The organism is Microbacterium candidum (genome assembly GCF_030315975.1).
Taxonomy (GTDB): domain Bacteria; phylum Actinomycetota; class Actinomycetes; order Actinomycetales; family Microbacteriaceae; genus Microbacterium; species Microbacterium candidum.
Genome location: NZ_JASXSZ010000001.1, coordinates 973,818 through 996,356, shown reverse-complemented (window position 1 = coordinate 996,356; position 22,539 = coordinate 973,818). Strand labels below are relative to the sequence as shown.

Annotated in this window: 14 protein-coding genes; 3 read left to right on the top strand and 11 right to left on the bottom strand. The window is 65.0% G+C overall.

Annotated features, from left to right (window positions below):
• The first annotated feature begins 63 nt into the window (after positions 1 to 63).
• Positions 64 to 807 carry a DUF4189 domain-containing protein gene (locus QSV35_RS04625; RefSeq protein ID WP_286287174.1) on the top strand — a complete coding sequence of 248 codons (744 nt, stop codon included), beginning with the start codon at positions 64 to 66 and terminating at the stop codon, positions 805 to 807.
• 6 nt (positions 808 to 813) lie between these two features.
• On the opposite strand, the gene QSV35_RS04620 is transcribed toward QSV35_RS04625, so the two are convergent.
• The 4 genes from QSV35_RS04620 to QSV35_RS04605 all read right to left on the bottom strand — a co-directional run bounded on the left by QSV35_RS04620 (position 814) and on the right by QSV35_RS04605 (position 5,163).
• A complete protein-coding gene (locus QSV35_RS04620) occupies positions 814 to 1,089 on the bottom strand; it encodes a transposase (RefSeq protein ID WP_419956812.1) in 276 nt (91 codons plus the stop codon).
• Between the two features lie 189 nt (positions 1,090 to 1,278).
• Positions 1,279 to 4,434, bottom strand: coding sequence for a MobF family relaxase (gene mobF / locus QSV35_RS04615; protein WP_286287173.1), 3,156 nt, complete (start codon positions 4,432 to 4,434; stop codon positions 1,279 to 1,281).
• A 111-nt stretch (positions 4,435 to 4,545) separates the two neighbouring features.
• A complete protein-coding gene (locus QSV35_RS04610) occupies positions 4,546 to 4,962 on the bottom strand; it encodes a hypothetical protein (protein WP_286287172.1) in 417 nt (138 codons plus the stop codon).
• A 3-nt stretch (positions 4,963 to 4,965) separates the two neighbouring features.
• Positions 4,966 to 5,163, bottom strand: coding sequence for a hypothetical protein (locus tag QSV35_RS04605; RefSeq protein WP_286287171.1), 198 nt, complete (start codon positions 5,161 to 5,163; stop codon positions 4,966 to 4,968).
• A gap of 104 nt (positions 5,164 to 5,267) precedes the next feature.
• Between QSV35_RS04605 and QSV35_RS04600 the strand changes: the two genes are divergently transcribed.
• Positions 5,268 to 7,907 (top strand): DEAD/DEAH box helicase, encoded by a 2,640-nt coding sequence (locus QSV35_RS04600; protein ID WP_286287170.1) that lies wholly within the window; start codon positions 5,268 to 5,270, stop codon positions 7,905 to 7,907.
• Between the two features lie 54 nt (positions 7,908 to 7,961).
• Here QSV35_RS04600 and QSV35_RS04595 read toward each other — a convergent pair whose 3' ends face one another.
• Both QSV35_RS04595 and QSV35_RS04590 read right to left on the bottom strand, forming a co-directional pair.
• Positions 7,962 to 8,504, bottom strand: coding sequence for a hypothetical protein (locus QSV35_RS04595; protein WP_286287168.1), 543 nt, complete (start codon positions 8,502 to 8,504; stop codon positions 7,962 to 7,964).
• Between the two features lie 6 nt (positions 8,505 to 8,510).
• Positions 8,511 to 11,849 (bottom strand): DUF499 domain-containing protein, encoded by a 3,339-nt coding sequence (locus QSV35_RS04590; protein ID WP_286287166.1) that lies wholly within the window; start codon positions 11,847 to 11,849, stop codon positions 8,511 to 8,513.
• A 144-nt stretch (positions 11,850 to 11,993) separates the two neighbouring features.
• On the opposite strand from QSV35_RS04590, the gene QSV35_RS04585 reads away from it, so the two are divergent.
• Complete coding sequence (locus QSV35_RS04585) at positions 11,994 to 13,094, top strand: hypothetical protein (protein ID WP_286287163.1); 1,101 nt, start codon at positions 11,994 to 11,996, stop codon at positions 13,092 to 13,094.
• Positions 13,095 to 13,108: 14 nt separating this feature from the next.
• Here the strand turns inward: QSV35_RS04585 and QSV35_RS04580 are convergent, their stop codons facing one another.
• From QSV35_RS04580 to QSV35_RS04560, 5 genes are all read right to left on the bottom strand, one after another.
• Positions 13,109 to 15,940 (bottom strand): DUF1156 domain-containing protein, encoded by a 2,832-nt coding sequence (locus QSV35_RS04580; protein ID WP_286287161.1) that lies wholly within the window; start codon positions 15,938 to 15,940, stop codon positions 13,109 to 13,111.
• Between the two features lie 75 nt (positions 15,941 to 16,015).
• Entirely contained in the window at positions 16,016 to 17,131 is a 1,116-nt protein-coding gene (locus QSV35_RS04575; RefSeq protein ID WP_286287159.1) for a DUF3644 domain-containing protein, read from the bottom strand.
• A gap of 9 nt (positions 17,132 to 17,140) precedes the next feature.
• Positions 17,141 to 18,343 carry a helix-turn-helix domain-containing protein gene (locus tag QSV35_RS04570; protein ID WP_286287156.1) on the bottom strand — a complete coding sequence of 401 codons (1,203 nt, stop codon included), beginning with the start codon at positions 18,341 to 18,343 and terminating at the stop codon, positions 17,141 to 17,143.
• A gap of 35 nt (positions 18,344 to 18,378) precedes the next feature.
• Positions 18,379 to 18,993: a hypothetical protein gene (locus QSV35_RS04565; protein ID WP_286287154.1), complete on the bottom strand. Its 615-nt coding sequence runs from the start codon at positions 18,991 to 18,993 to the stop codon at positions 18,379 to 18,381.
• A 74-nt stretch (positions 18,994 to 19,067) separates the two neighbouring features.
• Positions 19,068 to 22,490 (bottom strand): helicase-related protein, encoded by a 3,423-nt coding sequence (locus QSV35_RS04560; RefSeq protein WP_286287152.1) that lies wholly within the window; start codon positions 22,488 to 22,490, stop codon positions 19,068 to 19,070.
• Positions 22,491 to 22,539 lie beyond the last annotated feature (49 nt).

Below are 22,539 nucleotides of genomic sequence, written 5' to 3'. Positions count from 1 at the left end.
TTGTTCGGCTATGTCGGCGGCGACTGGGGGGGCACGCTGCTTCCGTCTGTGGGGAGGTCCGATATGTCCGGTGGCCTTGACGGTTACGCGGCGATCTGGAAGTACAAGCATTCGTTTGCCGCAATCGCATACTCCTCGTCGACACGTCAATGGGCGGGGTCCTGGCGATGTGAGAGCTCCGCCCAGGCCGACCTGGTGGCACTCGATGGATGCGGGCCTGGAGCTCGGATCGTGATCCATGCTCAGAATCTCGTCATCGCGCTGGCGGTCGGTGAGAACGGTGCCTGGGGCGCCGACGGTAACTCAAACCCGCGGTATGCGCGACGACGAGCGGTCGCCGCGTGTGCGAGGTTCGGCGGTACCAACCCGCACATCGTCCTCCTGATCCATCCACTCCACGGTGTACAGGAACGAGTGGAACCGCCGCTGTCGTCACGCGAAGCCGATCCCACGCCAAGATCGACAGCGTTCGAGCGGCAGTTGGAGATGACCGCCTGGGGTGCCATCTCGCTCTCCATTCGGGCTCGCGCCTACAGCTACGCCATCCAGAAGCCGTCAGCGCTCCTGGCTGAGGATGAAGCGATCCGCCAGCTCCAGCAGCGTGCCGGGACGGACGACGCGATGGCGGTCAGCGGGCACAGCACCTTCCTCGCGTTGGCCCAAGACATGGGCAGGTTCAGTTTCGGGTGCAACGAGATTGAGTCTCAGTCGGAGGCTGAGGCGCTGCAATCCATCGACGGGCATCGCTCGAGTGCTCGAGTCGTTCTCGTTATTCACACGCGAGCAGGGGTCCGAAAGACCGCTTGAGCATCTCTATGCAGGAGCCGGCCCAGATCCCGAGGATGTCGCTTGCTCCGGCCGTGTGACGCCGACAGCGACGTGGAACGGCTTGTTGCGGACCTGCCCGTCGCGGATCTTCACCACGATCGCGTCGATGAACACGACCAGGTGGTCCCCGGGTCCAGCGGCCGGTTCTGACGGTCTGCCATCTCCTCGATCACCCTTTTCGGTGATTTTCGAGATCGCGTCCTTCGACAGGGACGCTCCATAGACGTCGTCGAAGTGCGCCGCGACCTCCTCCGTCGTCACCCCCGCACGGTCAACCTGCTGGCTGGGACTGCAGCCTCCGCCCTATTCGACTTGTGGGCGAACTCCCGTCGTCTCGTCGATCATCGGGCGGGGCCGCGCGGGGGATAGCGATTTCGGAAGGAGCCTGGGCCCTCGCAGCCGACCATACCCTCGTGTGGTTGCGATACATCGCTCGGGGTGTCGTGCGAGTCAAATGCCGTTCGAGGGGCCGGGCCCCGTCTCGGCACGCGGAGCCACCGTATGTACGCATGCCCGCGCTCGGTCTTCGATCTTCCTGCCGGTATGGGACATGGCGGACCGCAAAGCGCGCTCCACGATCGCTGCGTCCGCAGTCCGCACCGCCCTTGAGTACTCGGCGCCCATCTGACGGAACGCGTGCCCGACCGTCTCAGTCTTTTCACCGAGCGCATGAGCGGTAGGAGTGGCATCCACCACGCTAACCCGGGCAACGTCGCGACCATGGGCACATGCCTCCTCCGCTCGACCCATGGCCGCCGCACCTGCCGACGCGACATCATTCCGCCTCATCCATTCCTGCATCACCTCAAGACGGTCGCGAAGCTCCCGCACCCGCGCACCACGCGACCGCACAACCCGCTCGATGTCGTCGACCGTACCGAACGGCCGCCTCACGCGATCGTTCCATGGTGGCACCTCGGCATCCCGCGCCGCCCGCCCCAGCTCGACCCGGGCCGCGCGCACCGAATCCTCAATCGACACCTCGGGCGTCCCGCGCATCATGCTGTCCGCGACCTGTTCCCTCGCCGCGGCCGCGGTCCACGCGATCGCGATGGCCTCGTTGTGCGCGCGGCCGCGGGTCATGCCGACGTAGAGGCCCGAGGCATCCACGCCCGGCCCGACGATCGAGGCATCCGTCGTCTCGCCCTGGATGCCGTGCACCGTCGACGCGTACGCGAGGTGCACGTGGCTCGCCGCGTAGTCGAGGCTCACCTGGCGCAGGTCCCCGCTGTCGCTGATGCTCGCGAGCTCGAGCGCATCGGGGAGGATGCGGCGGATCGTCCACAACGCGCGATTCTCGACGTCCGCGTTCCTGTCGTTCAGCCGGGTCTGCACGACGTCGCCCTCGAGGAGGCGCTGCTCGTCCTGCCCGACTGCGAGTCGCGCCTGAAGTAGCTGGCCAAGCTCGACCCGACGCTGCTGGATCGCCTCGTTGATCGCATCCGCCTCCTCGTTCGTGCTGGTGACGAGCGCGATGCGCTTGCGCTCGTTCACCCACCGGAAGTACGCCTCGACCATGACGTCGCGCGCTTGCCCGGCATCCGTCACACGGTGGATCTGCCCGCGCTCATCGAGTTCGGCCGCGACGGCGAGAGCGTGATCTTTGGATGCCGGTTCCCGCATGCACAGCGTCAGCGCGGCGTACTCGGGGTCACGGAAGCGGTGCACCGCGGTGAGCTCAACGACCGCGGTCGCGCGGCGGGTCATGCACGCCATCGCGCCGGCGTGCCCGACGGGCATCGCCTGCAGGTGGTCGCCGACCATCGCGATGCCGGCGCCGGTCTCCTCCGCGATGGCCGCGAGGGCGTTCGCCGTGTGGAGGTCGACCATCCCCGCCTCGTCGACCACGACCCGGTCGGCGGATCGCAGCTCGAACCGCCGCGGGCCGCTGAACGCGTATCCCGTGACGGGATCGAGTTCGCCGACGGCGAGGCGTGTCCAGACTTCGGCGCCGGCCTCGTCGCGACCCCATCTCCATCCGTGATCGGCGAGGAGTGCGTGCAGGCTGGATGCGGTCGCCCCGATCTCCCGGCCGGCGACGGATGCGGCCTTCTTCGTCGGGGCCACCACGACGAGGCGTCGCCCCTGGCGCGCGAGGGCGACCCGCACCACCCGGAGCATCGTCGTCTTGCCGGCTCCCGCCGGTCCCGTGACCGACACCAGCCGGTGCGTGCCGGCGATGGCGGCGGCGGCATCCACCTGACCCTGATCGAGCGTTGCCGCGTCCGCCAGAAGGTCCGCACCGAGCTTCTCGACCTCGGGACCGTCGACCGATACGCCCGCGTGGTTGAGCCTATCGAATGCCGCGGCAAGGCCGACCTTGAGCGCCGCCGTCGACGCAGCCATGAAGCCCTTGATGTGTGCGGGACGGTCGTCCTCGCCGTCGAGCAGATCGATCGCGTGCGCGTGGGCACGGCCGACGACGTCGTCGATGACTTCCTGCAGATCGTCTCGATCGGCGACAACTCCGGATGCGGCGACCGCACGCGTCGCGCCCGCGCGCACGTCGAACAGGCTGAACCGCCCGCCACACGCAGTCGACCGGGCATCCGCATCCACAATCGCCTTGGCCGCGAGGAGATCCCGGTCGAGGTCCTCGATCCGCATCCCAGCCGCGCTCACCCCCCGGCGATCCCTCGCAATCGCCGGGTCGAGCGCCGCGAGCTCGTGGCGGATGAGCTGCTCCCACTCCGACTCGTCGACGAGCCCGGGCTTGTTCGGCCGGTTCTGCGCCCACGCGAGCCGGTCGATCTGCTGCAGGATGTCGTGATCCGGCTCCTGCCCGGGATGCTCCGCCCGCCACCCGATGAGCAGCCTCGCGCGATTCGCCTCGATCTGATTCGACCGGCGCGAGAGCGGCCGCACCGCGCCCGCAAGTTCGGCGATCTCGCCATCCTCGTTGAGCGTGTACCCGTGTTCCGCGAGCGCGCGGATCCACCGGGAATCGGCGCGCGCGGCGAGTTCGCCCTCCGCGTTGATCAGCGTGTGCAGCTTCATCGCAACGCGGGAGTCGACGTTTGACCATTTGCCGTCTTCGCCCTGCACCTTCACGTTCAGCCAGAGGTGCCGGTGGATGTGCGGGTCGAGCGCGCGCGAGCGCCGGTGCTGCAGCTCGACGACTTCGATCTTGTGGAGTGATTCGCGGATGCGGCCGCCGGCGCCGCGCCGCGCGTTCAGCTCGCGCTGCCAGGTCGTGATGATCCGCTCGCGCAGCCGGTCTTGGAGAGCCTCGAACTCGCACGCCAGGTCCGGGTTGATGAGCGCCGCGATGCTGTACGACTTGGGCGCGTTGATCGTGCCGTCCAGGATGAGGTCCGCCGTCGGCGAGGAGAGTTCGCGGCCGCGGATCTCATCGGTGAGAGGGTCACGTCCGTCCACCCAGCGGCGGAGCTGCTCGGCGTTGAGGCCGTCTGTCGTGATGACGCCGGCCTCGACCGCGAAGCGTGCGACCTTTGCCACGTCCGCGTCGCTGTACGCCGCGAGCGCCTCGACGCCCGTGACGGTGCGGAGGTGGGAGTCGCAGCTTCCCTTGAAGGCGTAGGCCATCGCCTGCCGAACCCCCTGCGACTCGACACCCCGCTTCCACCGCTCGAGGCCCCCGCGCATGGCCCCAGAGTACGCCGTCAGTGTCTAACTAGCGAGTGCTTACACAGAAAGTGCCTGCGTGCATCGCACTCGGTCCTCGGTTTCCCGGGTCCGCCGCGTGGGTCAGGTAGGTCACGTCAGGTGGTCGCGGACGATGGCGATGTCACGCTCATGATCGCGGACGATCTTGTCAGCCCTTGTCGTGAACTCTGACTTGTGGATGACGATCAGTCGGATGCCCTGTTGCGGCAGGATCGCTGCCTTCCGTTGGTCATACAGCCGGCGCTGTTGACCGCGCGGGACACCAGAAACGGTCGCGCGACGGTCGAACAGCGGGACAACCTGGGTGTGTTGCTTTTCCTGGAACTCAACAACGAACTTCAGCGACGGCCAGTATCCATCAACAGGCAGCTTCCGTGCCCGGCCAGTCGTCGGCGACGTGTCTCCGACGAGCCACGGAAAGGTCGCTTGCCGCTCTCCACGGATCCCGACCACCTCGTCACAGAGGTCGAGAACGTAGTGCTCATCGCTATCTGCGCGCTTGCTCATGATCTACATGTACTCGATGACAGCAACGGCACGGATGACGCCATTGAACTCGTCTCCGCCCGCGGCGATGGACGGCGCAACGATGCGATGGAGCGGTCTACTTGATAGCTCTTGCGCAACTGCATCCTTGATCGACCCCCGCATGAAGTTGTCGACGCGCACCTCCACGATGTCCTGCGTAATGGTGAGCCCCTGAGGCATGACCGTCCTTTCGATGCATCCGAATGTATGCCCGCGACGATACTGCGCGCCTGCGACGTCGGCGCGGGCCGATATCGTGAGCTTGGCGAGAGGAACAGCACCACATGCCCCTGAGTCGCGATGAGCTGCAGCGCCTGCGCATGGCGATCGAGGAGGTCGGCGCGTGGTCAAAGCATGCGGCAGCCATCGCCAATCATCGCGCGCGCGTCACAGCTGAGGCCGACATCGCGTTTCGCGCTCTCCAGGTCCGCATGACTGGGGTGTCGGTTCGAAACGGGAGCCGATGGACCGTCCTGCCGCTGAGGGATACCGATAGCACTCAGCTCGGTCTGCTGACCCGGCAGACCTCGCTCCCCGTGATTGCAGGTACGGATGCGGCATTGTTCGCCCAGCTCACTCGCGAGGTGCCGCGGGCGCTCAGTGAAGCCGTGCAGAACTTCGGTTTTCGCAAGCTGTTCAGTGGCGCGCAGTCGAGAGCGACCGCCGAACGTGCGGGGCGGTACCTTGTCGAATACCAGATGTGGGGCGCGACTTCGGGTGTCGCAGCGACTCTGCAGAGGCTCGACGATCGCGCAAGCCCGGCACCGGGTGTGGCTCCCGCCTATGCACTCCGCCCTGTCGTCGGCCTCGCGCAGCGGCTCACATCGCTCGGTGTCGGAGATCTTGTGCCGGGTGCGAGCGTGACCGGTCTTCCGGCTGCAGTGAGGACGATCCAGGGCGCACTGGAAAGCGAGGGACGCTACCGCCAGCAGGCAGTCGACGCGGGCGTCGCACTCCGGAGAGCGGAGGCGCAGAAGGTCATCGCGGAGATGCCAGTCGATCGCCTCAGGGAGGCGACGCGTGAGCGGATCCGTATTACTCCGTTGTCGGACGCAGGGATCAGGACCGTCCAAGATGTGTTCACCTACGCGGACCGCTTGGCCTCGATTCCCGGGATCGGCGACACATCGGCACACCGAATTCGCGGTGCCGCCCAGACGCTCTGGCAGACCACCTACGAGGAGATGCCGGTACGCATCGACATCGCCAAGCCGAAACCACAGACCTTCGACCTGGTCAGGGAATTGGCAACCTGGGACGCGTCTCGCAAGACCAAGAACGCGACCGGTGACGTCGCGCGTGCGGTTGCGCTCGGACCGTTGGCAGCCGCGCTCGATTCTCATGTGATCCACCTGGCGGTCTTCGGCGCGGGCGCGCATGCGTTCAGTGCGACGGTGGACGCAGTCGTGCACCGCGCGGAGAGCATCTCCGGCGCTGCGGCAGGTTCGACTCCCTCCGACCCCTGGCAGGATTTTCTCGCCCGCCCAGCCGACTACTTCGCCATGCTGCAGGAACTGGGTTTTCTCACCGAAGATGAGGATGCCGTCGCGGGCGGGCTTCCCGAAGAGATCGTGGCCGCCGTCCGAGAGTTCGAGTTGGAGACGGAGAACCTTTCCGTCTCCCTGCGCGGATATCAGGGCTTCGCGGCACGGTTCGCGCTCGTGCAGCGGAAGGTCATCATCGGCGATGAAATGGGACTCGGCAAGACCATCGAGGCTCTTGCTGTGTTCGCGCATCTCCGCTCGAAGGGGTCACACCATTTTCTGGTGATCTGCCCGGCCGCGGTTGTCACCAACTGGGTACGAGAGGTGCACGCGAAGTCGGCTCTCAGAGCCCACCGGCTCCATGGCCCGAGCCGCGCCGATGCGTTGCAGACCTGGCAGCGGCAAGGCGGCGTCGCAGTGACGACGTATGAATCGTTGGGATGGTTGGAGCCACACCTCGCGCAGGTGGAGGAACTCGCGTGCGTCGCGCTCGATGAAGCTCACTACATCAAGAACCCGGGCGCACTCCGCGCCCGGAGGAGTGCACGAGTGATCGACCAAGCAGATCGCGCCGTGCTCCTCAGCGGTACCCCGCTCGAGAACCGCGTCGAGGAGTTCCGCACGCTGGTCGACTACATCCGGCCGGATCTTGTCGTCGATGCCAGCGAGCTGCGCCCACGATTGTTCCGGCAGCAAGTAGCCCCGGCCTACCTGCGGCGCAACCAAGAGGACGTCCTCACCGAGCTTCCCGAACTCGTCGAGGTCGAGGAGTGGTTGCCACTCTCCCACGCCGACGCGATCGCCTACCGGGATGCGGTGATGACCGGAAACTTCCAGGCGATGCGTCAGGCAGCGATGCTCCAAGGCGACGAGTCCGAGAAGCTCCAACGCCTCGTTGAGGTAGTCGAGGAGGCCGAGGACAACGGTCGGAAAGTCATCGTGTTCTCGAACTACCTCAACGTTCTCGATGAGGTCGCGGCGGCGCTTCCCGGTGCGGTGTTCGGGCCCCTGACCGGAGCCGTCCCTGCTGCGAAGCGTCAGACGATCGTGGACGAGTTCTCAGCAGCCGGAGCCGGCGCGGTGCTCGTATCGCAGATCGTCGCCGGGGGCGTCGGCCTGAACATCCAGTCCGCGTCGGTCATCGTGATCTGCGAACCGCAACTCAAGCCAACGACCGAATGGCAAGCCATCGCTCGCGCACGTCGGATGGGCCAGCTCCACACCGTGCAGGTGCATCGGCTCCTCTCCGAAGAGGGCGTGGACACGCGCATCATGCAGATCCTTGCCAAGAAGCGGGAGCTGTTCTCCGACTTCGCAGCAATCAGCGAGACCGCAGAAGCCGCACCCGAAGCGTTCGACGTGTCCGAGGCCGAACTTGTGCGCGAGGTCATCGAGTCCGAGCGCGAGCGGCTCTTCTCCGGCGCGATCGCGGAGGTATAACAGTCCCGGAGCAACGCGCCCGGATTCGTGGAGCTGCCGTGTTGGGTGAGTCAGTCAACGACGTGCAGTACTGCGCCCGAGCCGCTCCGCATTGACGTATGTACCGATGTCGTCCCAGGCATCCTCGTCTTCGATCGCCCACTTCGCGCTATACAAATCGTGGAATTGGACAACGTTCTCGGCGATCTCGGTGAGGTTCCAGGTCAGCGCAAGACTCGCGTCGCTGCTACGCGATGGTGCAATGCTGTGGAGACGGCTCTGCGGAGCGTCGAGAGCCCGCCAATACAACGAATACGTACGAAACACGTTGCGCGCGCGCTGGAGTGCCCAGATGAGCGCGAAGTACGCCTCGATGGACTCAGTCCGCGTCGGTTGGTCGCCCGCTTCATTCGAGTACAGCAGGGTGCCGATTGTGTTCCGCGCCCGCGCGGTTTCACCTGAGGTGAGTGATGCATGCAGGTCGGTAAGCGCCTGTCGACGCTCACGGCGCCGCAACATGACGAACGCGATCGCTGCGGACGCGCCAGCGATCAGGGTGAAGACAACCGAGACCCACGTCGCCAGGTCTCCAGGACCGGAAAACGCAAAGCCGAACATCGATCTCTACTCTGCCTCGAACTCGTTGGTGGTGAACTTCAGGGTGGTGGCGTTCTCGCGGATGGTGCGAAGCTGCTGCTCGGTGAAGCCGTCAGGATGGATGGCGTCGACAGACAGTGAGATCGTGAGTTTCGCTCCGGATGCCGCGAGGTTGGCGAGCACCTCAGTGGCGATCTTGGCGAAGTCGGCGGAGTACCGTTCGGCGCTGATCGGCGCGCTCCCGACGTACCGGGTCACCGCAGGCTTCTTCGTGGGGAGGGGCGCCACCGTGATCGTGGCGCCCCCTGCGAACGATGTCCCACCAGCCGGAGTGTCCGCGCCTGACGCAGTCGCACCGCCCGGCGTCGCTATTGTCGCCACATCCTTGGCGCGCTGAGCCTCGGCCAGTGCAGGCTTGACGATCAGCGTCGCATCGGTGACGGGCGCCCGGCCCGATTCGCCGGGCAGCCAGAGCCCGCTGTAGTGCTTGGTCGCCTCGTCGCAGCCGTCGGCGAGTGCGAAGCTCTCGCTCTGCCAGAGAAGGGGCTGGTTGTCGACGGCGTCGATCAGCACCTCGCGCGAGCGCAGTCGCGGCATGTACGGGTACTGCGCGTACAGGCTCCACAGGTCGCCGACGGTGATGTGACCGGTCGACCATGCTGCGGGCACCTTCGTGTCCAGTGCGAGGCGGATGGATCGTGCCGCGTGTTGGGTGGAGTAGGCACCTGCGCCGCCAAGCTTCTTGGCGACGCGCTCAGCGAGCGAGCCAGCCTGCCCGTCAGCCTTGACCTCCTCTAGCTCGAACGGCGAACCGGGATCCGGAGCAACGGGGTTCAGTACCCACTGGTATGTCAACGCGAGACGGTCGTCGACGGTGCGGCCGAACTGGTCACGCTTGTCGGTGGCCTGCGCGAGTTGCTGCGGCGTCAGGTTGAGCTCGTTCGACTTGTCGACGATCTCCTTCCAGGCCAGGAACGCCCGGGCGGCCTGGTCAAGTTCCGCGAGGCGCTCCTCATCCGGAGCGAGGAAGACGACCATGTTCCGGTTCGCGCGGTTCGCGGTCCCGCGGCGCTCGGTCGCTTGCTGGGCGAAGACACGGGCGGGCGAGTCGTCCTTCTTCCGGCGGTGCGGATACCGCGGGTGCAGGATGACGAGCCGGGCCTGGTCCGTGTCCGGGATGTCGCCCGAATCGGTGGGGCCGACGTGCACTCCCGCGAAGTCCGATCGCGCCCGCTCCTCGGCGCGGAGCCGTCGCACGATCTCGGCCCACACGTCCTCGGGGTGCAGCGCGTCTGCGGCATCCTTCGCCCTGCGCGTGATGTTCGCCTGGGTGTCATACCAGTGCTTACCTGCCGACGAGTAGTAGTACGTCGTACGATCACCGAGCTGGGTCAATGCCGAGTGGAAGTTGCCGACAACGTCGCCGGGCACCGCTGTGCCGATGAACACCCGCTGCGTATCGATGCCCTTGTGTGCGGTGCCGATCGTCGGCGCTGCGCCGAAGAACACAGTGCGGGCCAGGCGTTTGGTCGCCGACCGCTGCCCGAGCACCGGCTTGTCATTGTCGATGCGGGCGGGCTCGGAGTTGACCCCGTCCACGTCAGCGTCGATGACGGCCTTCCACGAGTCCTGGAGGTACTGCGTCAGCTCGGCGTTCACCGACGCGACCGACAGCGGGATGGAACCGGGCAGGATAAGCGGCCCCTGGTCCTCACCAACCCAAAGGGCGTGGATGACGGTGTTCATGAGCCTCAGCACACCACGGGTGCGCTGGAACCGCTCCAGCGATGACCAGTCCTCATAGAGGCGGTCGAACAGCTCCGGATGCAGCGGGTAGGTCTGCTCGATGCGCCGCCCGTACTGCGGGTCTCGAGCCTCCTTCGGGAACTCAGTCGCATTGGCCTGGTAGAACTCGCTGAACGCCTTCGCGGTCGCCGAGATCTGTGCGAGCGCCTGCGCATCCTCCGACTCAAACAGGCGCTGCTTCACGATCCGGTACGCCTCGTCACTCGAGGCTGGCCGCCACTGATCGGCCACCCGGCGCACAACGTTCTGAAGCCGCTTGAGCGCCTCCATACCGTTCGACCCACCGACCTCCTCAGCCGCACCTGCAACCTCGCCACTGTCGTCACCGTCATGTGAGGCGGGGATCGAGATTGCCAGCAGCACGCCGGGGATCGACTTCGCAGCCTCGGTCAGCGACTGCGCGAACGTGAACTGCGTGTCGAAGGTGCCGCCCGCGAGATCCTCGCGGCCATACAGCTGTCGCGCGTACGCAACCCACTCGTCGATCAGGATGACCGCGGGCGCGTACGTCGCCAGAAGCACATGCAGGTCACCGCCCGGGTTGGTGCGCTTCTCGTCGTGCTCTCGCACGATCTCAAACGCCTCGCGCCCGCCAAGCTGCCAGGCGAGCTCACCCCACAGCGTGTTCACGCGGGTGCCGTCGCCCTTCGTCTCGCCTTGCGGTGCGAAATGGTTGCCGACCAGAGCGACCCGGCCGGCCGTGATGCCTTGGGCCGGGTACCCGTTCGCAGTCAGGAGTTCCTGCGCCTCCTGCGGGAATCGGCTCAGCGGCAGACCACCGGCCAGGTGCCACAGCGCGAGCATCGAGTGCGACTTGCCGCCACCGAAGTTCGTCTGGAGGTTCACCACAGGCGAGGCATTCGCATCCCCAGCCAGGCGCTTCACGGCGCGGCCGATGAGGTCGCGCAGACCCTCCGTCAGATAGGTGCGGGCAAAGAACTGCGCCGGGTCGGAATACTCCCCGCTCGTCGCCGCGGGGTCTCGGGCGACCTTGTACAGGTCGGCGGCGAACTCGCTGGACTGGAAGTTGCCGGTCGCCACCTCGTCGCGCGGCTTCAACACCTGCCGCCACGGTGCCAAACCCGATGCGCCCGGCACGACCGACGAGGACTTCAGCGCGCGCGAATCCTGCTTGCCCGTCGCGATCCGCCGCAGGTCAAGCCGAATCGCATCCACCTTGTCGGCCGCGTATCCCTGGCCGATTGCTGCGAGGAGGAGCCGCGAGTAATCAAGCGCTCGGAGCGCCGCGTCGTCGTCGAAGCTCTTGTTGTGCGCCCAGTCGTTGCGCACGGCACGCAGGAGACTCGCGTACGCCTCGAGCTCGTGCGTGATGATGCCCTTGAACGGGTACCAGCCGTGCTTCACACGGCCCGTGATCCCCTCCGTGAGCATGCGGAGCTGCACCTGCGGGTCTTCGCGGCTGTACTCCTTGCCAACGACGTTGATGCCCTTGGCCTCATCGGCCAACTTGACGACGAGCGCCCAGTCGGAATCGCCGATCTCCGGCGCCAGCGTCTCCGAGATGAACGCGTCAAGCGCCTCCGCAAGGATCTCGAACATCCGCCCAATGCGGTCACGGTTGGTAGTCGCCATTTGGATATGCCCCCCGCAGATTAGGCTACTGGGCGTCTACGACAGCGTCGGGTGATCCAGGCCGGGCTGCTGCGATTCGTGGTTGCCCGAAGCTGTGGGGAAGGGATGCCGATGGACGAGAAAGTTGACGGTCTCGATGACCTCGCCTTTGCGAAGGCAAGACGCTACATGAGAGCCCTACGACGAGCGATCCTCACCTACTGGTACGCGACGATCGAGGACAAAGAGGCAGCATTGATCGAAGCGGCGAACGCATGCATGATCGTGAACATCCTCGACGAGTCGGTGTTCCAGGCCTCCCTCCCGGACACCTACCGCACCTCTCGTGCAACAACTCCGGGCGGCCTCGTCGTGATGGGACTCGAGCTCATCCGCAATTGTGAGACCCACGCGATCGTGACCTTCGATGACCTCCTTGTGGAGAAACGGCTCCACAGCGTCCCGCTCACCGATGGCGGCCAGGTGATCCGCACCCTGTGGCACTGGGCCAGCTTTGACGCCCTTCCCCCCGGGTACCTCGAGGTGAAAACCACAGCCACTGATCGCCAGAAGCGCGCACGCGGTGAGGCGCAGGACGGCTATCGGCGGTCCGTGCAATGCCGTTCCGTGCTCGAGACCCTCTTCGACGCGGAACGCTTCTTCACCGACATTGAGCCACGCCTTGCGCGTTCAAGTACAGTGCGTCTCGACTTCGCGTTCGCCGAGGTACCACAGGGCGGCGGAACGGTCCTGCATCGCCCTCTGGAGCACTTCACGAACGCCAGCACTCTCCCGGACCTCGCGACGCGGTGGGACGAAAGGGTTGCAGCGGACGCGCCACCGGCAGATCAGTACGTCCGAAACCTGTTCACACGCAAGACGAAGGATGTGCCGGCAGCTGACCAGCGCGTCGTAACCGACAGAATCACCGACGGCGGCAAAGTCATCGGTCTTGCAGGCTTCACGAGATGCGCCAACGCTAGCGCGAGGTGGGTGGAGCGCGCCGCACAGATTGGGCGGGACATTCACAACGGGTACAACTACGTCTTAGAGCTGGGAGAGGTAGGCGTGTCACTGACTGCCGATGCCAACCTCAAGCTTGCGGCCACGCTCGACGGCATCGATTTGGTCGGTTCGCTCCCTGTCGCTGATGCCGTGTACGGGCTTGACTACCTCCAGTTCGTCGAGGCCTTCCCCGACATGTACGTGACAATGCGGAATCAGTGTGATTAGGCGATTTGCGCGTCCTACTCGTTGAGTGTGTCGAAGTCAAGGGTCGCCGCGATACTGACCGGCATGGCCGTGCGCCTGGAGTCGAGCAGCTCCGACCAGGAGGTGGCGATGCCGTTAAACGAGATAGCGTCCTTCGTCCAGCCGTTCTTCTCGGCGACCTGGAACAGCAGGTACGCCAACTCCTTCACGAGGTCGAGGTCGACCGCGCCGTCGGATCGGCGGCTTGCGTCGTGCAGGAACGCGCCCGCAGCCGGGATGCCCTCGGCCTCCTGGATGCGGATGGTGTGCTGGAGCGCCTCCCACGCCGAGGTGCGCTGATCAGTCGTCACGTCGTAGTCGTCGGGCAGGTCGACGGGACGGTAGAGCTGCACCCTGCCCGCGCGGGCGCTCAAGATGCCTCCGCGCTCCATCGCCGAGACTGCCGTCGCTCGGGCTCGTGCCAGGTTCTCGGCGTCGCCGAACGCCCCGGCGTCATAGCCGTTACTCCGATACCAGGCGATGGCGAATCTCGTCGTCGGATCAAAGTCGCCCTCCTGTTCGGTCAGCAGCTCGTCCAGCACCTCGTTGATACGTGCGAGCGCGGAGCGCACCGTCATCTCCGAGCCGTCGGACTCGATGACCCTCGCGTACCGCGAGAACACTGCCATGCCGGGCCCGATGGCCGACTGCGGAAGGTCAACCGGCGCGATCCCGCCCTGCTGCAATTCGCGCAGCGCCGGGCCAAGCTCGCGCTTCATGGCAGCGATGAAACCACGCCGGTCAGTAATTGGAGCGCCTTCGGGGCGTGGTCGTAGGGAGAGCACAACAGATGTCGCGAGGGCATTGCTACCAATATTGCGAATGCGGGTAGCCAATTCCGACCGCATCGGCCACGTCGCGGTAACTTGCCATCCGGCCCGCACCATCGAGCCGAGTATCGTCTCCCACCCCGTGGAAGCATCGCCCCCTTCGTCCGTCTCGGACTGCTTGAAGGCATAGTAGACGGCTATCGGGTAGTCGCCCGAAGTTGAGTGTCGTGCTCGTGCGAAAACTTGCTCAAAGCCATGTTCGAAGAATCGCCTGGCGCCGTCCGCCCCGTCGTGTCGATACGGATTTGCTACGAGCTCTTCAGCCTTCGGAACCAGGATCGTGCTGAACAGGCCTGGATGGATGTCCCGCAGCGACCGTCGGAGCCAAACATAGAAGTAGTCCGACAAGTCCGAGTAGCCAATGTTGTCGTAGTAGGGCGGGTCGGTTGATATAAGAAGCGAATCGAAGTTTCTTGCTGCGGCGTCGGCAGCGTCAACGACCCCGCGGTTATGTCCCGGGAGGCGCTCCACTGCTTTGACCAGCCAAGCGAGACTGGCGTCGAAGCTCGCGCCTGCTCCTCCTAGAGGGTTGGACTCGGTGAAGTCCCAGGTCATCTGAACGGCCGGTCTCGAGAAGACGCTCCGTTCGTATTCCTTCTTGGGGCCGGAATCCCAAGTGGTCAGCAATGAGTGCCGGTCGCTCATCCGCGAAAGGGCGAGAGCCAGATAGGTCGCAACCGCGTCTGCGTAAGCTGCCGCGCCTGAACCGCCAGTCTCCAACCGTTCGCCTACTCCTGCGAGTGCGAGCTGAGCGTCTCCAAGAGCGCGGTCTCTGACTGCGCTGACGATGTCGCTGAGCGTCGTGAGGGTCACGAGCTGGCGATTCGTGAACAGATCGGCCCATTCCGTGAGCCCGTAAGCCTGCACACGAAAACCGAGCGCCTGTTCGGCAATCGCACCTTCGGGCAACTCATCAGGTCGATCCACCTCAGCGGCAGCGCGATGCGAAGCGTTCGGTGGGAGATAGGTGCGTGCACGGCCTCCCTCGGCGACGATTGCAATCAGGTCGCGTCCAAGCCGCCCTGCCCGCCCCTCGGCTCGAACATAAGACAGGTCAACCGCCGCGCCGCACGAGATGCAAGTTGCTCCGGTGCGGCCAACGGTGCCATCCGTGTCACCCGCGGGCGCATCCTCCGCGCTATGCCCCATTCCGTACTCCACGCGCGAGCCGACCACCCGCGGCACGATGTACGCCTCCTTGCCCTTCTTCTTGCCCAGCCACCATGACCGCACGAGGGGCATCTCGATGCCGCACGCCGGGTTCGGGCAGGAGACGGTGCGCGCCCAGATCCAAGCGATGACAGTCGCTTCACCGCCGCCGGGGAGTGTCGCCTTCGGGTAGAGATGACCGATGCGCTTCTGCGCCTCGTCCCGCATCCAGTCACCGTACCGTCGCACGTCTTCCGCAAGACCCGTCGCCTTCGGCCAGTTGGTGCGAGTGCCTGCAGCACCGGGAAACACCGGCTCGCGCCCGGCGAACTTCGGTGGGATCTCGATGAGCGCCTTGTTGATGAGCACCGCGACGGGATTGAGGTCGCTCGCGTGGGCCTCTAGCCCGAGGCGTTGCGCCTCCAGCGGGATCGTGCCTCCGCCTGCGAACGGGTCGAGGATTGCGGGCGGGTTACCGTTCGTGGACTTCATGATCTCGGCACGGACGGCGTCGAACAGGGCCTCGTCGCCCAGATTGTCCCAATCGACCATGCGCGTGATGAGGTCGAAAAGGCGCTCACGCTCCTGCTTGATGCGGTGGCCGGCCCAGCCTTCGGGGTCTTCGTACCCCTTCTGCCGCGCCTCGGCGATGAACTCGTCCTCTCGCACAGAAGGGTCATCAACGAGCTGCGCAAACAGTACCGCCCGCGCCGTCGCCAGTGGTCGCCGCGCCCACCAAAGGTGCAGCGTGCTCGGGTGCCCGTGACGTATCGACTTCTCGCGCGCCGACTGCTTGTTGATTTCGTCGAGCGGGATCGAGACCTCAATCAGCTTGCGTTTCGGTGCCACGCGTCGACCTCCGTCATATGATGCACGCCCCGCACAGAGATCGCGGGCGTTTCAGCCTATCCACGGCGTGCGACGTCACTGCGCCTTGGCAGCCGATGTCGTCACCCGAGCTTGCCGCTGGGACGCGTTGAACTCGCGAGTGGCGTCCTCAACCACGAGCCCGCCCTCAATCGCCCGCTTCGCCAGTTCAAGCGCTCTCGCGCTGAGACCCTGGAACTGGATGTTTCCAAGCTGACTGGTCATTGCGTAGTAGGCGCGATCATCGCTCTTCAGATCAAGCTTCCAGATGATCGCGTACCCCTGCTGACGGGTCAGCCCTAGCTTTGCACCGAACTGTGTGAGCTGGATGCCGAACTCGCGTTGCGGGTCCATGCGCCGGTAGGCGAGAGCTTCTTCACCGGGTTTGGCCGCCCGTACCGGTATGGCGTCGGCGGCTTTGCCTACACGCAACACGATCTCCTGCGCGCCCGTCTCGGGCGAAACTGGGTCGAAGCTCAGCGTCGCCAGGCCCGGCAGGACGCGCCGCCAGTCACCGCCAGCGCGTAGAAGCTTCTCCGCTTTCGCAACCTCGGCCTCTGAAGGAGGGTCCATTCGACCTGTCGCCGCACCGTCAAGGCTGAGCAACGGGCGGATGCGTGCACGCGCCTCCGGTCCCTTCCGCGTGTTGGGCGCCAGCAGAGATAGCACGGCTCGAATCTCATCCTCGACTAGTGCATGCATGTCCGTCACCGGTTCGGTGCTCACGGGGAGCACCCGCGCAGGCATCAGGACGGAGAGGTCGTCATCGAGGGAGTCCTTGAGCACACGCCGAAACAGCGTAATCGCCGAGCGAAGTCGAACCCAGAAGAGCTGCTCGCCGATCTCGAGGGTGTCATGCGTTGCCATGTCGCGGTCCTGCTTAACCGTGGCGAGGAGGGCGTGTTCGTCGGCGGAGATGATCTCAAGGTCGTCTTTGGCGATCGCGATGCACTTGCCGAGGCTGTGACTGTTCTTGTCCTCCCCCGGCTCGCGGACTGTGCCCCGAATCTGGAAGATGACAGCCTTCAACAACATCTCGAACCCGTGCCCGAGCAGGATCGGCACAGCATGGTTGCGGCCAATAGGCGAGGGTCGGTTATACAGCTCGATCGACAGCGTCAACGACTCCACCGCCGTGTCACGAAAGAGAAGGGTCTGACGTCGCTTCTGCACGGGTCTGGCCTATCTGCGCACGGGAAGTCGTGTGATCGTCGCGTCGCCTTGGCGCTGACGCCCTTCCGACCCAGAACTCTCCCGCCTGGTGAAGTCGACGACTGGGGCCACGCTCTGGTGTTGTTCAGCCGCGACTGACCACGTGATCCATCGTTCAAAGTGGCCGCGGCCGAGACCCAGTTCCACACAGGCACGGTCCGTCGGATCACCGACGCCACCAAAGCGTTGCTTTAGCGCCTTCTGCAGCCAGACCGCCGACTCGGTGGCAACCGGGACAGGTTCGTTCTTATTCCACCCTCGTGCGGATATCTGCTTATAGAGACTGCGTGCGTGATCATCGTCGATGACAGAAAGGTGCCGGAGGCGCAGCACAAGCGCCTTGATCGCGATCCCCCAAACTTCCTTCAGTTCGGCGAGCACGCTGAGTGTTGCGCGTCCGCCAAGCCGATCGAAGTCAGTCAGGAGCGGTTCAGCTGGCGCGAGGAAAGCTGCGGCAAACCGATGAGCTTGTTTCTCGATCTTGGCGGCATCTGACGCTGAGTCAGGTGGCCTACGCGCATGATGTAGCGCGAGGTGCCCGAGTTCGTGGGCCACGGTGAATCGCTGACGATCTCCCGGTACGCCACGCCCATCCGCGCTTCCAGGTCTACTCACTCGAATGACGGGAACGCTGTTCACGCGCGTCGAAATGCCAAGATGCCGCCCAAGTTCGCTGTCCATCGGCAACACGACGCATCCAAGGCGCTCGGCGGCTCGGATCGCATTGCCGATCACCGCGTCCTCTGTGACTCCCGCTTGGACGCGAACAAGGGTCGCGAATTCTTCAATCTCGTCGTCGTCGTTCAAGTCTCCATCGAAGGCCGGAACATCGTCGGCGACGAACCGCAGCTTGAGCGCCTCAGCCGCAGAGACCGCGGTCACGCTGTCGGAAAGAACTCGCTCGACCACCCGACTTGGCGCGTCCGCGTATGCGCGGAGCCACGGCCGTCCGACCACAGCTTCATGAGGCGCACCGCGAAGGTAGGCGGGGGTGCAATCCAGGACGTCAGCGAGCGACTCGATGACTTCGGATGTCGCGGACAGACGATTCGTCTCGATCATGGACATCGCGCCGGCCGATACTCCAGCGCGCTCCGCTAGCTCCGTCTGACTCATCCCGAGCGCGATCCGAAGGCGACGCACAGGCTCGCCAACCGGTTCGGAGTCAGACATTTCCGCTCTCCTTCCCGATTCTCCGCTCGCTCCCATTACCAATTCCCGGCATCGGCTTCGCCGTCAGATTCGTCGTCATCCTCGAACCCAGGAAGTTCCTCACCATGGTCACCGCGGAATCCTCCGCCACTAGAAGGCCCGTTTCCTTCGCCCAGTACAGTCTCCGCACCAAGAATCAGGCGCCCCGGTGCGCCTGGGGTGACACCGAGGACTTCAGCAACAAACAGCTCCTCGATCCAGTCCCCTTCCGCTACGTAACCGAACACCCACGGCTCCTCCGGCCAGAGCAACTCTTCGTTGATCGCTCCCCAAGAGGATGCGCTGTTCGCGACGATCACCGGCTCGCCGGTCATCAGGCGCGTCGCTCTCTTCACGCGGACGATCTGGTAACGAGACCCTGCGTCGACGCGGATCTGTACCGCGCCACCTCGCGCGAGTTCAAAGTCCATGCCGACACGGGCCGCACCAGCCCTTACTGCGTCGGACACAAGGCTCCTCGTGAGTTCGGAGCGAGGCCGCGATGACGTGTGAAACGCACGGTCCTGCCTGATCGCGCTAGAGATGCGATACCCGCGCTCACCGAACACCTCACGTACCTCGAAGGCGACGTCTTTCAGCTGCGCCAGCGTCTCGGGACTCAGATGTGACATGTCTCTGAGCATATTCCACGGTATGTCACATGTCGAGGGCCTGCTCGGAGTGTCGTATCGTTCCGCGGGCGAGACTAGAACGGATCCCTGCCGCGGGTCCACCAGTCATCCCATGAGAGGTTCTGAGAGACCACATTGAAGTCGGTGAGCCAACTGGGCTCGATGCCGTTGAAGGCGTCGCCTATGTAGCGAACCTCATCGCGCTCGGAGCCGAGGGCACTGACCTTGACGAGTGCGAGCCGATGGTCGGGCGCCGTGTTCAGCGCGGTCAGAACTTCGGTGCGTGTGATCGTGAACGTGTCGGCACCTTCGATGCGTGCCTTCACTTCGATGCGGACACCGGCCCCGTCGGTAGGGTACGACAGCACATCGAAGCCGGGGTTGTTGTGTGCCTGCTCGTGCGGGACCCGACCGAGCCGCATCTCGGCGGCGAGCACGGCATCCACCCCGCGTCTTTCGACGCGGGCCCGCGCTTCAGCATCCACGGTGGGTGCCGGCGAGGAAGTGGGCGTCGACGGGACTACGAGCGCAATTGCCGTGATCCGCGGGGACACGGGTGACATGGCGAGCTGGCGGTCGATCATCGCAACCCGGGTCGCGCGGCGCTCCTCAAGCTCCTCAGCACGACGACGCAGTGTCTCGCTCGAGTACCGGACGCGCTTGCCTGCCTGGACGTTCGCATCGGCTTTCAGTGCCTCGGTGTAAAGGCGGTTAGCTTCGCCGGTCAGCCTGGTAATGACGCGCTCGCGAACGCGTTCGAACTCCAACGTCCGCCGGGCGATGGCGTCGGAAGCGAACACAGGCAGCTGCGCCGAGATCACCCAGGAGACAGCATCCTTCTCGCGTTGTGCAAGCCAAGGGAGCCCGACCGCGGTCGCGGCGCCATCCTCGGGCGGCGCGAAGTCGAGGTATGGTGCGGGTCCGGCCTCCAACGAGATTCCACCTTCACCGATGAAGGAGTAGCCGAACTGCTTGCTCACTGTCTCGTTCATCGCATCCCGCACCTCGTTGACGACGCCAATCAACAGGGTGGGCGCGGCGATCGTGTCCGAAGCGAGAACGGTTCCGCGATCGAGCAGGGGCCCATATCGGTCGATAACGAGCTTGAGCGTCGCGTCGTGGAGCGGATGCCCGGGAGCGAGAAGCTCAGCCCTTGGTGCGCCCGGCAGCTCGATCGTCGTGACGTCGAAAGTGACGCGCTCGTATCGGCGGGAGACGGGCGCTCGCCCCGCGCGCTCGCGCACCGTAGCAGGCACAAAGGTGATCTCGAATCGTCCGCGCTCTCGGCGCTCGATCCGTCCGCCGTGTCGGCTGAAAGCTTCAATGAACGCGTCGCGGATGAAATGGGGCTGCAGGCGCCTTGCCTTCGCGTCCTCCATCTCCCGACGGAGCTGCTCGAGGTCACTTGCCGCGAGGACTTCATTGGCGAGCGCTTCGTCGTCCAGGAGCTCCTGCAACCCGGCGGAGACTCCCTCGTCAATCACCTGCCACATCCGCTCCCGGACTTCCGGCTGCTCTCCGTAGCGGATCGCATCACGGATCACTCGCGTGAGGTTGAGGTCTCCAAGCGATGTCCCGAGGACGTTGAAGATCTCACCGTTGTAGGCGCGGCTCTGCTCCTCGATCTTGTCGAGGAGCCGAATGAAGACATCGCCCTCACGGGTGTCTTCGGCGACGAGGTTCCAGAGCTGACAGACTTCCGTCTGCCCGATGCGGTGGATGCGTCCGAAGCGCTGCTCGATGCGGTTCGGGTTCCAGGGGAGGTCGTAGTTGACCATCAGATGCGCCGCCTGGAGGTTGAGACCCTCGCCCGCCGCATCGGTGGCGAGAAGGATCTGAACATCCGGATTCGTCGTGAACTCCGATGTGATCCGACGCCGCTCCCAACGCGGCACGGCGCCATGGATCGCGACCACCGCATCCTGCCGCCCCAGCAGCTGGACAATGCGGCGCTCGAGGTAGTTGAGCGTGTCGCGATGCTCGGTGAACACGATGAGTTTGCGTGGGCGTCCGTCCTCCTGCCGGAGCACTTCGCCATTGATCACCCCACGCAGTTCACGCCACTTCACATCCTGTTGTGAATACAGCAGGCGACGGGCGATCTCCGCAAGCCGCTGGAGATCACGAATCTCGGTCTCAAGTTCGACGGCCGTTCGGGCTGCGGTAGCCGAGTCCACGAGCTCCTCTTCAGCCTGCTCGAGTTCGGCCGCATCAAGCTCGTCGACATCCGGATCGTCCGCGGCGAGCACCGACGGAACATCGCCAGAGGTCGGCTGCACACCATTGAGCAGATCAACGCGCGCCCGTTCGAGTCGAGCCGCGCGTCGGCGGAGCGATTGATGGATCGCCTCCGGGCTGGAAGCGAGACGGCGCTGAAGAACCGTCAGCGCGAACCCGACCGTGTTCTTGCGTTTGCCCTCGAGGCGATCAGCGAGGTTCATGCCGTTTCGCACGTACTCAGTGACCTCGTCGTACAGGTACTGCTCGTCCGCAGACAGCCGGTAGGACGCTGTCTGCGCGACCCGCTCGGGGAAGAGGGGTCGCCCTTCGAATGTGACCAGACGCTCTTTCACCATGCGGCGCATCAGCCCATCGAGCGAAGTCGGCTGTGCACGCTTGTCACCTGGGCCCGCAAATCGGTCCCGGTCCAGCAGCGACAGGAAGGTCTGGAAATCTTCATCCTTGCCGTTGTGCGGCGTCGCCGTCATCAGGAGGAAGTGACGCGCTCGCTCGCTCAGCAGCTCGCCAAGTTGGAAGCGCTTGGATGCCTTCAGCTCGCCCGACCACCACGAAGCGCTCATCCTGTGCGCTTCGTCGACAACGACAAGGTCGAATTCGGCTTGCGCAATTTGGTCAAGCAGCGCCTCATTACGGGCGAGCTGGTCCATCCGCGCAATCAGCAACGGTTTCTGATCGAAGATTGTGCGCCCCGGGATCGGCTCTTCCGCCCCGGGCGCGAGGATCTCGAACTCCAGGCCGAACTTGAGCGCGAGTTCGTCCTGCCACTGCTCGACGAGACCACCGGGTGCGACAATCAGACAGGTCCGGACATCGTCGCGAAGGATGAGCTCCTTGATGTAGAGGCCGGCCATGATCGTCTTGCCGGCACCGGGGTCATCGGCGAGGAGGAAGCGCAGCGGTGTGCGCGGCAGCATCTCGCCGTACACGGCGCGGATCTGATGTGGCAGCGGCTGCACATCGCTCGTGGCAACCGCGAGCATCGGGTCATGCAACCCGGCGAGCATGATGCGCTGGGCCTCTGCTGCGAGGCGGAAGTCTCGCGGGTCGGCGTCGAAAGGGCGGCCGGACTCCAGATGCGGCGAGATCTTCGCCTCGTCATCCCGGAACAACACCACCTGGCCCAACGCGCCGTTGTCGTCCTGGTACGTGACCTCCACCGCGTTCGCGCCGTGCATTTGCGCCGCAAGCACAGTCACGGGCCGCCCGGGCACGATACCTGCCAGTCGTGCGGTTGCGGCGATTTCCTCAAGTCGCAAGGGTGCGTCCTTTCAAGCTGTCAATTGAGGGTATCGACCGATGGTGACG